Origin of the sequence: Gilliamella sp. (genome assembly GCF_024104075.1) — a bacterium.
Taxonomy (GTDB): Bacteria; Pseudomonadota; Gammaproteobacteria; order Enterobacterales; family Orbaceae; genus Gilliamella; species Gilliamella bombi.
The window spans coordinates 36,600-53,104 of sequence record NZ_JAGGHR010000001.1 but is presented as its reverse complement, the minus strand read 5'-3'; the positions used below and the strand labels follow the sequence as shown (position 1 = coordinate 53,104).

At 34.5% G+C, this 16,505-nt stretch carries 13 protein-coding genes and 1 tRNA gene; 2 read left to right on the top strand and 12 right to left on the bottom strand.

Annotation, left to right across the window (positions count from 1 at the left end):
- Nucleotides 1-2 precede the first annotated feature (2 nt).
- The gene (gene mukE, locus J6569_RS00260) at nt 3-731 is read left to right on the top strand and encodes a chromosome partition protein MukE (protein ID WP_366941217.1); all 729 of its coding nucleotides are present in this window, start codon (nt 3-5) and stop codon (nt 729-731) included.
- Between the two features lie 2 nt (nt 732-733).
- Entirely contained in the window at nt 734-5,152 is a 4,419-nt protein-coding gene (mukB, locus tag J6569_RS00255; RefSeq protein WP_296317096.1) for a chromosome partition protein MukB, read from the top strand.
- A gap of 168 nt (nt 5,153-5,320) precedes the next feature.
- Here mukB and J6569_RS00250 read toward each other — a convergent pair whose 3' ends face one another.
- From J6569_RS00250 to J6569_RS00195, 12 genes are all read right to left on the bottom strand, one after another.
- Entirely contained in the window at nt 5,321-5,506 is a 186-nt protein-coding gene (locus J6569_RS00250; RefSeq protein WP_296317095.1) for a hypothetical protein, read from the bottom strand.
- 80 nt (nt 5,507-5,586) lie between these two features.
- Nucleotides 5,587-6,102 carry a ClbS/DfsB family four-helix bundle protein gene (locus tag J6569_RS00245; RefSeq protein WP_296317093.1) on the bottom strand — a complete coding sequence of 172 codons (516 nt, stop codon included), beginning with the start codon at nt 6,100-6,102 and terminating at the stop codon, nt 5,587-5,589.
- A 61-nt stretch (nt 6,103-6,163) separates the two neighbouring features.
- A complete protein-coding gene (locus J6569_RS00240; protein WP_202983932.1) occupies nt 6,164-6,505 on the bottom strand; it encodes a chorismate mutase in 342 nt (113 codons plus the stop codon).
- 326 nt (nt 6,506-6,831) lie between these two features.
- A tRNA-Ala gene (locus J6569_RS00235) sits at nt 6,832-6,907 on the bottom strand.
- A gap of 125 nt (nt 6,908-7,032) precedes the next feature.
- Nucleotides 7,033-8,028, bottom strand: coding sequence for a protein translocase subunit SecF (secF, locus tag J6569_RS00230; protein WP_366941216.1), 996 nt, complete (start codon nt 8,026-8,028; stop codon nt 7,033-7,035).
- A 15-nt stretch (nt 8,029-8,043) separates the two neighbouring features.
- Nucleotides 8,044-9,900 carry a protein translocase subunit SecD gene (gene secD, locus J6569_RS00225; protein WP_296317089.1) on the bottom strand — a complete coding sequence of 619 codons (1,857 nt, stop codon included), beginning with the start codon at nt 9,898-9,900 and terminating at the stop codon, nt 8,044-8,046.
- A 68-nt stretch (nt 9,901-9,968) separates the two neighbouring features.
- Nucleotides 9,969-10,301 carry a preprotein translocase subunit YajC gene (gene yajC / locus J6569_RS00220; RefSeq protein WP_085165105.1) on the bottom strand — a complete coding sequence of 111 codons (333 nt, stop codon included), beginning with the start codon at nt 10,299-10,301 and terminating at the stop codon, nt 9,969-9,971.
- 186 nt (nt 10,302-10,487) lie between these two features.
- Nucleotides 10,488-12,224, bottom strand: a complete 1,737-nt coding sequence (locus J6569_RS00215) for an NADH-quinone oxidoreductase subunit N (protein ID WP_174798784.1) — start codon at nt 12,222-12,224, stop codon at nt 10,488-10,490.
- Between the two features lie 6 nt (nt 12,225-12,230).
- Nucleotides 12,231-13,775 (bottom strand): NuoM family protein, encoded by a 1,545-nt coding sequence (locus tag J6569_RS00210; RefSeq protein WP_174798785.1) that lies wholly within the window; start codon nt 13,773-13,775, stop codon nt 12,231-12,233.
- Nucleotides 13,776-13,792: 17 nt separating this feature from the next.
- Nucleotides 13,793-15,640, bottom strand: a complete 1,848-nt coding sequence (locus J6569_RS00205) for a proton-conducting transporter membrane subunit (protein ID WP_296317085.1) — start codon at nt 15,638-15,640, stop codon at nt 13,793-13,795.
- Nucleotides 15,637-15,939 carry an NADH-quinone oxidoreductase subunit NuoK gene (nuoK, locus tag J6569_RS00200; protein WP_034912410.1) on the bottom strand — a complete coding sequence of 101 codons (303 nt, stop codon included), beginning with the start codon at nt 15,937-15,939 and terminating at the stop codon, nt 15,637-15,639. The genes J6569_RS00205 and nuoK overlap by 4 nt, the downstream gene beginning before the upstream one ends.
- A gap of 1 nt (nt 15,940) precedes the next feature.
- Nucleotides 15,941-16,432: an NADH-quinone oxidoreductase subunit J gene (locus J6569_RS00195; protein WP_034912407.1), complete on the bottom strand. Its 492-nt coding sequence runs from the start codon at nt 16,430-16,432 to the stop codon at nt 15,941-15,943.
- Nucleotides 16,433-16,505: the final 73 nt, after the last annotated feature.

Here is a 16,505-nt window from a genome sequence, read left to right as displayed (position 1 = left end):
TTATGGGGCGCATAGTCGCTAGTTCTCAGGCTTCTATCGATAAATATATGTCCGTTAAGTTGGCCCAAGCAATTGCTAATCCGATCTTTCCAGAACTGGATAGTTTATTACGCTCTGGCCGTCATATTGGTATTGATGAACTTGATCATCATGCTTTTCTAATGGATTTCCAACTTGAGCTTGAACAATTTTATCAACGTTATAATGTTGAGCTAATCCGTGCGCCTGAAGGATTTTTCTATCTTCGTCCTCGCTCAACAACATTGATTCCTCGTTCAGTATTATCGGAACTTGATATGCTTGTTGGCAAAGTACTTTGTTATTTGTATTTGAGTCCCGAGAGATTAGCGCATGAGGGGATTTTTACCTTACAAGAATTGTTTGATGAACTGGTTTCATTAGCAGATGAGAGTAAGTTACTCAAATTAGTAAACCAACGTTCAACAGGTTCAGATTTAGATCGCCAAAAACTATTTGATAAAGTGAAAACAGCGTTAAATCGCCTACGCCGGCTAGGCATGATTTTTTTTATTGTTGGTAATGACAGTAGCCGTTTTCGCATTAACGAATCAATTTTCCGTTTTGGTGCGGATGTACGAAGTAGTGATGACGCACAAGAAGCGCAATTACGCCTAATTCGAGATGGCGAAGCAATTAAAATCGAATCAGCACTTATTTTAGATGATAATAATGAAGAACAAGATGAAGATGTTAATGAGGAGACTGAATAATCATGATTGGACACGGTAAATTTCACTCATTAACGCTAATTAACTGGAATGGTTTTTTTGCACGAACTTTTGAGCTTGACCAATTAGTTACGACATTATCTGGTGGTAATGGTGCTGGTAAATCAACTACCATGGCGGCATTTGTAACTGCATTAATACCTGACTTAACTTTATTACACTTTAGAAATACAACCGAAGCTGGAGCCACATCAGGCTCACGAGATAAAGGCTTGCATGGTAAATTAAAACCAGGCGTCTGTTATTCTATGCTGGACGTAATTAACTCACGGAATCAAAGAATTATTTGTGGTGTACGTTTGCAACAAGTAGCAGGGCGAGACAAAAAAGTCGATATCAAGCCGTTTTTATTGCAAGGATTATCTATCAGTGTAAGCCCAACAGAGTTGGTTACGGAGCGTTTAAATGATAAACAAGCGCGAATTTTATCGTTACCAGAGTTAAAAGATAAAGCCGAATCAATGGAAGGCATTATCTTTAAACAATTTAACTCAATTACTGATTATCATTCGGTTATGTTTGATTTTGGTATTTTACCAAAACGCTTACGCTCTCCATCCGATAGAAGTAAATACTACCGTTTGATTGAGGCCTCACTTTATGGAGGTATCTCAAGTGCTATTACTCGTTCCTTGCGTGATTATTTATTACCAGAAAATAGTGGTGTGCGAAAAGCTTTCCAAGATATGGAAGCCGCATTACGCGAGAATCGGATGACGTTAGAAGCTATTCGAGTAACTCAATCAGATCGTGACTTATTTAAACACTTAATTACTGAGTCAACTAATTATGTGGCAGCTGATTATATGCGCCATAATAATGAACGCCGAGTTCATATAGAATCAGTACTTGGTCTGCGTCGTGATATGTTTAAAACGCAAGATCTGCTTATTAGCAACCAATACCGCCAAATTGAAATGGCAAAAGAACTTAAAGAACATCAAGGTGCGCAAAGTGATTTGGAAACCGATTTACAGGCTGCTAATGATCACCTCAATTTAGCGCAAACTGCATTACGTCAACAGGAAAAAATCGACCGTTATCAAGCAGATTTAGATGATTTAAACTTAAAGTTAGAAGAACAACACGAAGTGGTACTTGAAGCGAATGAACAGTACCAAAACTATCGTGAGCAAGTAGAACAAACAGAACAAGAAGTTGACGAAATCAAGACTCAATTAGCTGATTATCAACAGGCTCTTGATGTTCAACAAACACGTGCAATTCAATACCAACAGGCCTTACAGGCGTTAAAAAATGCTCAGTCATTATGCCAGTTACCAAAATTAGGTATTAGTAATATTGAAAATCACTATGAATTGTTTGAAGAAAAGCAAAAAGAGATCACGGAACAAGTTCTTGAACTTGAGCAAAAATTAAGTGTATCTGATGCGGCAATTAATCAGTTTGACCGTGCTTATCAATTAGTGATTAAATTAGTCGGCAATGTTACCCGAAGTGACGCTTTTGCGGCAGCTAAAGAAGCATTAAGACAATGGCCATCACAATGTTACCAAGCAGAACAAGCCGATCATTTACAGCTACAACTAGATGAGCTAGAACAACGATTTTTTGAACAAAAAGAAGCAGAATCGTTATTAACACAATTTTGTAAACGTATTGAACGCCAAGTTAATTACGATGAACTAGATGATTTAAAGCAAGAACTTGAATTGCAATTAGACGAAACAGCCGAACGAGCTAATGAATCTAGCGAAAAACGTATCGAATTTAGGCAAGAGCTTGAACAAATTCAATCAAAAATAGCTGATTATCGTCAAAAAGCTCCATTATGGTTGAAAGCACAAGATGCATTAATCGCTTTACAAGAACAAACTAGCGAACAGTTTAATAACAGTCAAGATGTCACTCAACATATGCAAAAACTGCTAGAAAAAGAGCGAATACTTGTTACTGAGCGAGACCAAATTAGTTTTAGACGCAACCAATTAGATGTTCAAATTGAGCAACTAAATCAACCTAGTGGTGTCGATGATGGACGTTTGTCTTCGTTAGCAGAACGATTTAATGGCGTATTACTTTCTGAAATTTATGAAGATGTAACAATTGATGATGCACCTTACTTTTCTGCATTATATGGTCCATCAAGACAAGCTATTGTTGTACCAGATTTATCATTAGTTAAACAGCAATTAGAAAACCTTACCGCAAGTGATGAAGATTACCCTGAAGATATCTATTTTATCGAAGGTGATCCTTCATCATTTGATGATAGTGTTTTTGATTGTGAGGAGATGAATAAAGCGGTACTTGTCAAAACGGGTGATCGTCAATGGCGATTCTCAAGCTTCCCTAAAGTACCACTATTTGGTCGTGCTGCTCGTGAGATTCACCTTGAAAAATTATCTGCCGAACGTGATGAATTACATGAACGCTATGCAACTATCTCATTTGATTTACAAAAATTACAACGAATTGAACAAAATGTTGGGCAATTTATTGGTCAACATTTAGGAGTTGCTTTTGATATCGATCCTGAAGCTGAAGCGCAAAAATTAACGACAAGACGCACTGAAATTGAACGACAATTATCGTCTCAGGAAAGTATTGATAAACAAAATCAGCAACAAGTTACTAATTGCAAAGAACAATTAGCAACCATAAATCGCTTGGTTGCGCAAATGCATTTATTGGCTGATGATGATCTGGCCGATAGGGTTGACGATTTACGTGAACAAGTAGCACAAGCACAAGAATCTGCGCAATATGTTAGCCGTAATCGTAATACCGTTTCAGAACTTGAACCAATTTTAGCTGTTTTACAAAGTGATCCTGAACAAAACGAGGCTTTACGAGAACAATACAATACAGTTAAAGCACAACAACAGACTATCCGCCAACAAGTTTTTGCCTTAACTGAAGTAATGCAACGTCGTGCACACTTTAGCTATGAAGACTCGGCAGGTATGCTAAATGAAAATAGTGATTTAAATGAAAAATTACGTTCTCGCTTAGAAGTCGTCGAAGTTCAAAGAACTGAAGCGCGCAGTCAGATGCAACAGTATCAAGACAAATACAATCAATATAACCAAACGCTAGCTTCGCTTAAAAGTGCATTTGAAACTAAGCGAGATATGTTGCATGAGCTACAAAAAGAAATTGAACAAATTGGGGTAAAAGCCGATGCGATCACTGAAGAACGTGCTCGATTACGTCGTGATGAAATCCATCAAAAATTAAATAATAATCGTCAACATTGTACATCGCTTGAAAAGCAACTCATTATGTGCGAAAGCGAAATGACACAATTACAAAAACGACTAACTCAAACACTGCGAGATTATAAGCACCTACGCGAACAGGTAGTGCAAGCCAAAGCGGGGTGGTGTTTAGTCTTAAGGCTTGTTAAAGAAAATAGTGTGGAACGGCGTTTACATCGACGTGAACTTGCTTATTTAAGTGCTGATGAATTGCGCTCAATGTCAGATAAAGCATTAGGTTCCTTACGTTTAGCTGTTAATGACAATGAACATTTACGGGATGTATTAAGACTATCAGAAGATCCAAAACGCCCAGAACGTAAAATCCAATTCTATATCGCTGTTTACGCACATTTGCGTGAACGAATTCGCCAAGATATTGTTAAAACTGACGATCCAATTGAAGCCATTGAACAGATGGAAATTGAATTGTCACGCTTAACAGAAGAACTCACTTCGCGTGAACAGCAACTGGCAATTAGCTCGAAGAGTGTATCGAATATTATTCGTAAAACCATACAGCGCGAACAAAATCGTATTCGTATGCTTAACCAAGGATTACAAGCAGTGGCATTTGGTCAAGTTAATGGCGTGCGTTTAAATGTCAATGTTCGCGAAGCTCATTCAACTCTTTTAGCTGCACTTGCCGATGAGCAAAATGAACATCAAGATCTATTTAGTAATAATCGTATTACCTTCTCAGAAGCGTTAGCTAAACTCTATCAACGTTTAAATCCACATATTGATATGGGACAACGAACGGCTCAAAATATTGGTGAAGAACTGCTAGATTATCGAAATTATCTTGAAATGGATGTTGAGGTGAATCGAGGTGCAGATGGTTGGTTACGTGCTGAAAGCGGTGCATTATCGACGGGTGAGGCAATTGGTACAGGTATGTCAATTTTACTTATGGTGATTCAAAGTTGGGAAGAAGAATCCAAGCGACTTCGAAATAAAGATATTTTACCATGTCGTCTACTATTCTTAGATGAAGCAGCTCGACTAGATGCCAAATCAATTGCAACACTATTTGAACTTTGTGAACGATTAGAAATGCAATTAATCATTGCTGCTCCAGAAAACATCAGTCCTGAAAAAGGAACAACCTATAAACTAGTACGTAAAGTTATTAATAACCAAGAACATGTGCATGTAGTTGGTTTGAAAGGCTTTGCTTAATTCCTGCTTTGCCGACATTGTCGGCAAAACCTTACAATTTTTGTAAAAAAGTTTCAGGTAACTATACGTTTCAGTATAAATATCTTGAAAATAGATTAAAAATCAAAAAATTGACTATCATTATTCAATTGAAAAGTTGGATGCACTCGCTGCTCATAAAAAGGGATATTACGTATTGTTGACTAAACTCAAAATATTACTTATTGCCGTTCTTGCTTGATGACTGTTTTTCCAACAAGTTGAACCTGTTAATAATGCACCTTCGTTAAGGATTTCATCTAAACTAGCATTACGCAATTTATCGAAAGAATCGAACTTCATATCTTCAAGCCTTTCAATAATTTTGGTACCCACGAATTTAAGCTACATCAACTGCTGTCGTTCTGTTTCTGTAAAGGCCATATTATTCTCCTTACATTATATTGAATATAATTTTAAACTGATGCATTTAGCTTTTTCCACTTTCTTATTTTTGCTCTAAACGATTTAAAAGGCGCCACAGAATTGATATGGATAAATCGAGCAACAGTCCAAGATTCAGGATAAGGTTTAGTCCAATTACGGCTATCTTTTATAAACAAAGTGTCTTCGTTCAAAGATTGAATCCAATCATTCCAAATGGTGATTTGCTGATTAAATGCTTGAATTAATGCCTGTAATGATAGGTATTGATATGTTTTATAAAATTGCCGATACAAATTACCCAATTGATTCCATTTGTATCCAGGGGCCGGTAATTCAGGTGTTTGACCAGCAAGCTCATCATCATCCCAAGATTTCACCAAATTAAGCCAACCTAGTTGATAAGCAATCATTTGTGCTGGAGTACGATCAACACCCTCCACTAAGGTGTCTTTTTGTGATTCAGATAAAACTATAAACTCATCAATAAATAGCTTGGCCGTTTTGTTTATTTCATCTAATAACTGCTGTTTAGTTGCATAAGCCATGTCACCTACTTCTTATGAGATCATTCATATCTTTAAAGATAACATAAAATCAATATCTTATCTAAATATTTTTAATGAAATCTCTGTTTTTATTTTCTTTGTTTTTGAAATATTTCAATTCTTCATCGATAAAATATCGTACTAGATTTGCATATAGATCTTTGATGATTTCGCCATTAAGTCCTAATTCATTCGACCATTGTTTTCGTTGCTCTAGCATACTGTCAAAACGTTCTTTGGCTTGTACGTCAGTGGTATTTTTCTTGAACTTACTGGCAGCTTTGACGTATTCAAAGCGTGTAGCAAGCAATTTAATTATGGAATGGTCAATCTGATCTATTTCGGCACGAATGTGGTTCATATTCTCACATTTGTTTGGCGCTTGGGTAGGTTTATAAGTCACGATTTTATACCTTTTGTTTATTTAACTTTTTATATCCTATCACTATTAGATTATGCACAAAAGTATCACTTAGTAGATGTCATCGTTGCACTATATTTATATATACAAAATTGATTGTGCACTTTTAATAGAATTGAGTTTAATATTTGGAGATATTCAATAATTAATTGATTTTTTTTATTTATTAAATCAATTTCGTTTTTCATTGATAACCACTGAATAACACAATAATATAACTAAAAATTTTGGTCATGCATCTGCTAACAAATACTTCGAGAATTTTATATACTTTAAGTGGGTTTTAAAGAATCTTGCAGAATATTGATTGGTGGAGCCAAGGGGGATCGAACCCCTGACCTCAACGCTGCCAGCGTTGCGCTCTCCCAGCTGAGCTATGGCCCCAAATGAAAAGGATAAAACTGTGGCTAATAATATGCAACTAAAAGATAAGTGTCAATTGATTTGATGTTATTTGTTTGAAAAACAGTCTAATAAAACTCTGCCAATTAATGGCAGAGTTCACATAATTAACGCAATATTGAAGGTTGATCTGCACCTTCAGCTTCAATTTTTGGTGGCATAAAGTGTTCACGTTTTACGCCTAATTTGAGTGACATATACGCAGCCACATAAATTGATGAGATTGTACCAAGCACAATACCAACGCCTAATGTTTCAGAGAAACCTTTTAACATTGAACCGCCAAAGATATACAAAATGATGACTACTGCAAGGGTTGTTCCTGATGTCATCAAAGTACGGTGCAATGTTTGTGTTAACGAGATGTTGATAACATCATAAGGCTCTGCTCGTCGAATCTTTCTAAAATTCTCACGAATTCGGTCGAAAACTACAATGGTATCATTGAGCGAATAACCAATTATCGATAACATTGCAGCAATGATAGTTAAATCTAGTTCTCGTTCAAATAACGATAGATAACCTGCGGTGATGATAACATCATGCGCTAAGGCAACAACGGCACCAGTACCAAATCGCCATTCAAAACGAAAGGCAATATAGATTAAAATACACACTAATGCGGCGCAGATTGCCAAAATACCATCTTGGGCAAGTTCAGAGCCTACTGTTGGTCCTACAAATTCAATACGTTTGATTTGAGCATCGACATCAATATCTTTATGTATTAAATTGGAAATTTTTGTACCTAGTGCATTATCAATAGCAGATGACGTACTGCCATCTTCTTGTTTAGCTGAAGGTAATCGAATAATGATATCTTTACTGCTACCATAATATTGTACTATCGGCTCATGATAGCCAGCATCGCGTAAACTGTTACGAAGGTCATCAAGGTTAACCACTTTTGTTACTGTGAGTTCTACTGTCGTACCGCCAGTGAAGTCTTGTCCTAGATTAAATCCTTTAACAAAAATAACCACAAACGATGCAACTACCAATAACATTGAAATAACAAAAGCAATAAAGCCAAATTTTAAAAAGTCGAGGACTCTGCGACCATGATTTAAATCTCTAACATCATGATTTTCTTTTTTATTAATAACCACAATAAACCTCTAAATTGATAACTTATTAACACGGCGTCCGCCATAAATAAGATTGGCTAATGCGCGAGTACCAACAATCGATGTAAACATTGATGTTACAATACCGATGCCTAATGTAATGGCAAAGCCTTTAATTGAGCCTGTACCAACAGCATAAAGAATAACAGCTGTAATTAATGTTGTTAGGTTGGCGTCAAAAATACTGCTCCAAGCACCAGCATACCCTTCATTAATTGCATGCTGAACACTGCGTCCATTGCTAAGTTCTTCTTTTATTCTTTCATTAATCAGTACGTTGGCATCAACAGCCATACCAACGGTTAACACAATACCCGCAATACCTGGCATGCTTAGCGTTGCCCCAGGAAGTAAAGACATTGCACCAACAATCAAAATTAAGTTAGCAACTAATGCAAGGCTAGCAAATACGCCAAACAGACGATACATCACTAACATAAAGATGACTGAAATCGCTAAACCCCATGCGCAAGATTCTAACCCTTGAGTTATATTTTCTTGCCCCATTGATGGTCCAACAGTGCGCTCTTCAATGATTTGAATCGGAGCAATTAAAGCTCCTGCACGTAATAATAATGATAAATTTTTAGCTTCATCAATATTACCAATACCCGTTACCTGAAAACGGTCACTGAAAATACCTTGAATCGTTGCTACATTGATAACACGCTCTTGTTTTTCAAGAATTGGTTTATCGTTTTCATTACGTTTACCAGTGTCTTTGTATTCAACAAACAATGTTGCCATCGCTTTATGAAGATTTTTTTGGGTAAAATCAAACATTCTTTTACCCCCCGAGCCATCAAGAGTAATAGCAACTTCGGGTTGGCCATATTGATTAGCACGATATGAAGAATCAGTTATATGATCCCCCGTTAATACAATACGCTTATAAAGTAGTACTGGGCGACCGTTCTCCATATATTTAATTTCTGAGCCGTAAGGAACACGCATATCACCCTTTAAGATAGCTGGCAAGTTAGGAGAGCTTTCTTCATTAACTTGTCTAAATTCAAGTGTCGCTGTTGCTCCCAAAATACGTTTAGCTAATGCTGTGTCTTGTATACCTGGTAATTCAACAACTATACGATCTGCACCTTGGCGTTGAACAATTGGTTCAGCTACACCCAACTGATTAACACGATTTCGTAAAATTGTAGTGTTTTGTTGTACAGCATCATTTTTTGCTTGTTGTAACCGTTGCTCACTGACATTAATTACAATAGTATTATCACTTTGAGAAACAACTTTGAAATCTTGTATACCGTTGATCTTAGTGATAGCTTTATTGCGATCTTCAGTATTGTCAAATTGTATTAAAATTTGCTGATTACTATCTTTACTGATCGTTTTATAATTTAATTTGCTATTAGTAAATTCGGTTTTTATGTTTTCAATAGATTGTTCAGTGAGTTTACTTAATGCGGTTGTCATATCAACTTCCATTAAAAAGTGAACACCACCGCGTAAATCGAGACCAAGCTTCATTGGTTCTGCACCTAACACCGTAAGCCAAGTTGGTGTTGCTGGTGCTAAATTTAATGCAACGATATACTGCTCACCTAATGCTTCGGATATAATTTCTTTTGCTTTAAGCTGTGTATCGTTATCACCAAGACGAATTAAAATAGACTTATTTTCATAAACTATTGATTTTGGTTCGATATGATTATCAGTTAAAAGTTTTTTGATTTTATCTTGCGTAGCAACGTTAATTTCAGCAGTATCTGATCCTGAAATTTGTATAGCAGGATCTTCACCATAAATATTTGGAAGTGCATAAAGAAGGCCGAGGCAAATTACGACGACCAACATAATGTACTTCCACAAAGGATAACGGTTTAACACGACATATTCTCTTGTGGTATTAGGTAATTAATACAATGAACAATAATAGCGAATAAATACTATTTCTATTATAGTGATTTCATTGTCCCTTTTGGTAAGACTGATGTAATAAAGTCACGTTTGATCACAACTTCAGTCGTATCATTTAATTCTAACGCAATGTAACCATTTTCGTTAACTTTTGATACGCGACCAATAAGTCCACCGTTAGTTAATACTTCATCACCTTTTGAAATTGATGCCATTAAATCACGATGAGCTTTGGCACGTTTTTGCTGAGGTCGCATAATCATAAAGTAGAAAAATAGCCCAAAAACTACTAACATGATTAGTAAAAAATAAGGATTGCTTTCAGTGGCTTGCCCATCAGTAGCATAAGCATTAGAGATTAAAAAGTCCATATTGGTCCTCTTGATTAAAATAAATTTTAAAGGTCGGAATTATAACATAATAAATTAAGCTATTATTAACTATTTCTTGTCAAAAAGTTTCAGGTAACTATGCGTTCTAGTATAAAAACAAAGCATTCAATACTACCTAGGTTGATATAATTCCACCAATAAAACGATGTGGCAGATAAATGTTAATTAGGTTGCCAAATATTGCGCCATACTGACTAAATTAAATAGCCATTTAGGGTATATTCCACAAAGCATCGTCAATAAAGCACATAACACAATGATTAATTCACTTATTCTAATATCAGTCCATTTTAATTTAATTGAAGATTTGCTTGATATTAGATCATCACGACAAACAGGTCTTATATAAAGGTTTATAATTAAGCGAGCATAGAAGTAAAGACCTAATGCACTGCCAATAACAACGGCAGCGACTAACCACCATAATTCGGCGGTTACACCTAATAACACTAATAAAAATCGCCCAACAAATCCCGCAGTTAAGGGAGTTCCTGCTAAAGATAAAAGTCCAACTCCCATGGCTAATGCTAGGATTGGCCTTCGCCAAAATAGTCCTGATAGGTCAATTTCGTTTTCATGATCTTGAAGTTCATCAGAGTGTGAATCTAAACTGATCGCGCCTAAAATACAGATATTAGCTAAAATATAGCCAATTAGATAAACACCAATAGTTTCTAATGCTAATACTTGATATTGCACAGCTATTAAAGCCGTTAATAAATAACCAAAATGTGCTATTGATGAATAAGCTAATAGTCGCTTTAAACTACTTTGCATTAGCGCCAATAAGTTGCCCCACAAAATAGAGCAAAACGCCATAATAACTAAAATAATACGAATAGTTTCATTGTTAACAATAGGTGCCAATAAAAATAGTCTTGCTATAGCACAAAAAATTGCAACTTTTCCGACTGTTGATAATAATAAGGCGACTATTGTTGGTGCACCTTGATAAACATCTGGTAACCAAAGTTGAAATGGTACAAGAGATAATTTAAAACCAATGCCGACTAGCATTAAGCATACACCTATCAATAATAATAAACTTGGATAAGACATTGTTGAGAGTTGATAACTTAAACCACTAAAAGTAAGTTCTCCAGTAGTTGCATAATAAAAAGCAATCCCCATTAATAAAAACACGCTGGCGATAGCAGATAAAATCATGTATTTAACTGCTGCTTCCAACGAATGAGTCTGCGTATATTGATAACCAATTAATCCAACAAATGGAATAGATAACAGTTCGATCCCAATAAAAAATGCAATTAAATGGCTTGAGTAAACAAGTGTTACACCACCTAATGCCATGAAAAGTAAAATTAAATAAAATAATCCATGATGATTCTGTTCTTGTTTAAACCAGCGATAAGCAAAACATGCAACGGAAATAGATATCATTAAAATCAAACTGGTGTAAAGTAGCCCATAGCCATCACAAGTAAATAGAGCTGTGATATGGTGTGCTTTCCACTCATCTGTTGACTCGTCATCAATATTCGAATTATTCACAACATTAGAATTAATATCGATATTTTTATTGTCAATGCTATTATTTTCGGTATTACTATCAATATTTATAGTTTCATCTTCATTAGATGATTCGGTCGTTCCTGTAGACACCGTATCAATTGCAATAGTTTCTTCACTCGATCGGATTTGTTCTTTAGCTGGCTCTGAAATCGATGCTGATATTTGCATATTATCACTGCTGATATCAGTAATAGCTTGAGTACTAAAAGAAATTTTATATCCAACCATCACAGAGCAAATTAAAGCACAGGTTAATCCGCATACCGTTAAAATAGCACATCCTTTGGTACTTAGCTTAAAAGCAAATAGTAAAGATAAAAAAACGATGATGGCTAGGCTTAATACAAAAATGGGGGATAAAGCTATCATAGTTTATTACTCCCCTACCCGCTCTATGGTTATGTATTGCTGTGTTTGATTCACGACAGAATAAGACATATCTAAAACTACTTGAGGATATAAACCGATAAAAATAAGTACACTTAAAATACTTGATAATAATAAAAGATCTTTCTTACTAAGCCGGCATTTTGTTGCAGCTCCTTTATCAACTACACCATAAAAAATTGGCTGTATACGTACAATAAATGAAATGGACAGTAATAATAAACCAATTACTAGTAAAATTGTATAATAGGAAAAAGCATTATAACTACCAAGCAACATCATATAATTCCCAATAAAATTAGCCGTACCAGGAATGCCTAACACTGCCAATATAAAAAACAAAGTAAAAGAAGATAAATAAGGCACTCTTTCTTTAAGCCCAACAAATTGATTTATATTTCGCGTTGAATAACATTCAACTAATAATCCACTAATTATAAACATGCCGACGATTGCCAAATTGATGGCTATCATTTGAATAACCACACCTTGATAAGCAAGAACAGAACCACTATAGATTATTGCAGTTACAAATCCCATTAAAGCAATATGAATATAAGCTATTAGCTTTTTAATATCAGTTTGGTTAAAAGCAAGTAAAGCAGCATAAACAACCGTAAGTAGTGCAAATGCTAACATTAACGGCATAATAATGATTGATGCATTAGGAAATAATGGTATAACAAAACGCAATAAGCCAAATGCAGCTGTGTTAAGTAATAATCCACTAATCATCATTGAGCCAGTTGTTGAAGATTCAATATGGGCGTCAATAAACCAACCATGAAATGGAACAAATGGTATACGAACGATAAAAGCAGCTAAAAATCCTAGCATAATTAAAAATTCAGTATAACTTGAAATTGGCGTTTTGGTTAATTCTTGATAATCAAACGTCCAATGTCCTGTTAAATTCCAGTTAATCAAAGCTAATGAAACTATCGAAATTAGCATAAGTAAACTGCTCACTTGAGTATAAATCAGGAATTTACTTGCACCATTAAAACGCAATTGCGAACTTGAATCTCGTCGTCCCCATAAGGAGATTAAAAAATAGATGGGGATTGCTACAGCTTCCCAAAAGAAAAACATTAAAAATAAGTCAGTGATTACAAATAACATCATGATTGCCGATGTCATAAATAATAGACATAAGTAAAATAGACCAAGATTGTTTAAGCTTTCTTTACTAGAATAGATAATAGTCAATAATACAATAAATAAGGTTGAGGTAATAACAACCATAGATAAACCATCTAAGACAAGATGAAAACGAATTCCTAATAGAGGGATCCATTCTAGATTAACTTCTTTTACCCAATTTCCCCCTTGATTTAATATATTTATAGCATCTATCCATAATAATATCGACATCAATAATGTAAGAAAAATAGTAATAAAAGCTACAATTATTGGTAATTTTGACCAACGCATTTGTACATTGGCTGAAACAACGCCTCTTTGTAAACATACATGGCATAACCAACCAATAAATCCGCCTATTATAGGTAAAAAAACGAGCCATAATAACATGAATGATTACACCTTTATTAAATAAAAATCAGTAGCATTAATATGAAAATACTACCTATAACCATCGAAACCATATACCACCGAATTTGCCCATTTTCTAGATCAACGGTGAACGCGTTTACTTTTCTGATTCCCCTCATTATCCAATTATCCCAAAAAGCTAGTGGATCTTTTTTCAAAAAACGGGCTAAATAGACATAAGGTTTAACAAATAAAGTATGCAATAAATAATCATAATGCCAATCACTATTACATAAACGTAAAAGGAATTTAACCATTGGCGTATTTAGAATTTCTTGTACTTCGCTATTTGGATGAGCATATAAAATATAAGCAATCAAAAAACTCAATCCAGTTACAGCTACTAGAAGTAGTTGAAAAGGTAACTGCCCATTAGTATCTAACTCAGCTATCGGAATAATACCTTGAGTTGGTAATGGGAAGTAGATAAATAAAGCTGTAGTAAATATTAATAAGATGAAAATTGGTAAATAACTTAACCACTTGGTTTTAGTAAAATCATACTGTTTTTGTTTACGATAAAAAACCATTGAAATTAAGCGCCAAATACCTAAACTAGAAAGTAAAATACCAAACAAACCAATGGTTCCTAATATCAATTTATCTTGAGTCATTAAACCCAATATGATATCGCCTTTAATATAAAATGATGATGAAACCCAAGGCATAGCACTAAGTGATAGCATGATTAACAAAAATATCGCATATAACATCGGAAACGTTTTAAGTAAACCACCTAGTTTACTGATATCTCGTTCACCTTGACATTTCTTAATTAAAATAGATGAAGCTAAAATTAGCAATGTGCTTGTTACGACATAATTAATTAAGCAATTAAGAGATAAACTCCAACTTTTTGTTGAAAAAGCATAAAATAAATAGCTAATTTGCGTTAAATTAATATATGTAACAATTCGTTTAATATCATACTGCACTAATGCAATGGTGCTAGCAAATAATATAGTCAATGATGAAATCATTGCTATAATAGCAAGAACATCGCTCGACATCATAAACAAATCACTAAGTCTTAAAACTAAATATACACCAGCTAAAATTACTGTTGAAGATTGCAATAAAGCCATCGCAGGCATTGGAGCTAATGTTGTTTCAGCAAACCATGAATGCATAGGAAATAGTGCCGACTTGCCCATTGCCCCAAGGAATAGCATTAGAGTAATCCAAAATATGATATCAGAATCAACAGCCAAATTATCATGTGCTTGCGTCAAAACGTCACGGATATTTAATGTTTCTAGAGTTTGATACAGTAAAAATATACCAATAATTAGAAAAATATCAGTTAAATGCATAATCACAAATGCTCTAACTGCAGCATAACCATTACGAGGCTGTTTATAGTAAATACCAATGAGCAAGTATGCACTTATACTCAAACCTTCCCAACCCATTAGCATAACAAACAAATTATTGACCAATATTATAGTTAATATGCTAGCAATTAATAAATTACTGTAAGCATAAAAGGTGTAAATATCTTTTTTTGAAGTTAAATCACAAGCTGCAAAAAGATAGACCCAAAAACCAAAAAATGAAATCAACGCTAAAAAGGTTAATGATAATCCATCCAAGGTTAAGGAAATAGGTACTGAAAAGTCACCTACCGAAAACCAATTCCACAGTGGTCGAGTATAAACTAAGGTCATATCAGGTACTGTATTTGAACTAAAATCGATACAAGAAAATACAGTAATTAATGCTATTATCAGCATAGTAGTAATACCAATAATTATCACATTAATTGATCTGATATGTCTTCCCAAGCTCACCAATACTAAAAAAGAAAATAAGGGAACAATAATAGTTAAATAAAGTAAATTCATCCTTTCATTTCACTCAATGAGTCAATATTAAATGTTTTTCGACGGTAAAATAGTTTTATCATCAATGCAAGACCGACACAAACTTCGGCTAAGGCAGTTATTACTGCTAATATAGCAAGTACTTGCCCATCAGATTGTTGCCAATAGCTACTTGCTGCAAACAACGCAACTATAACCCCATTATTCATAATAATAAGGCTAAGTAATAAAAAATAGAAATGGCGTCGAATCATTATTCCTAACAAACCAATCACAAATAAAATAGAAGCAAGAATAAGACTATGTATGAGTGGAATCATATTATTTCTCCAACATAAGCCGATGCATAAAATGATAAGCAATCACAACTGCGCCCAATAGTAAAAACAGTGCCAATTCAGCTATCAAAATGTATGCATATTTAGACATTTCATGCATTAATTCATGAGACTCTTTCAGTTCTGAATAGTCAGTACTTACTACACTATAAATTAGGGCGACTAATAATACAAATGCTAAGACAAGTGGACCTAACCAGATTTTAGGACTAATTCCTTGCTTGTGGTTTTCAACATTATCATCTTTAATTTTCAAAATTGAAGCGACAAGTAAAAAAAGAGTTACCGATCCACCAATAAACAGTAAAATATATAAAATAGCTGAATAATATGTATTAAGTAGAATAAATATTAGTGCTGAAGCAAAAAGTGAAATAACAAGATATAAAATTGCTTTATCAACACGTAAACTACTAATTACTTTTATACTAGCAACGACAGCAATAATCGACGCGATATAAAAAACAGCAATCATTAAATAATCCAATGTGTATTCATAATATAGCTAGTATATACCCAAATGATATCAAGATACAGTTTACCACTGT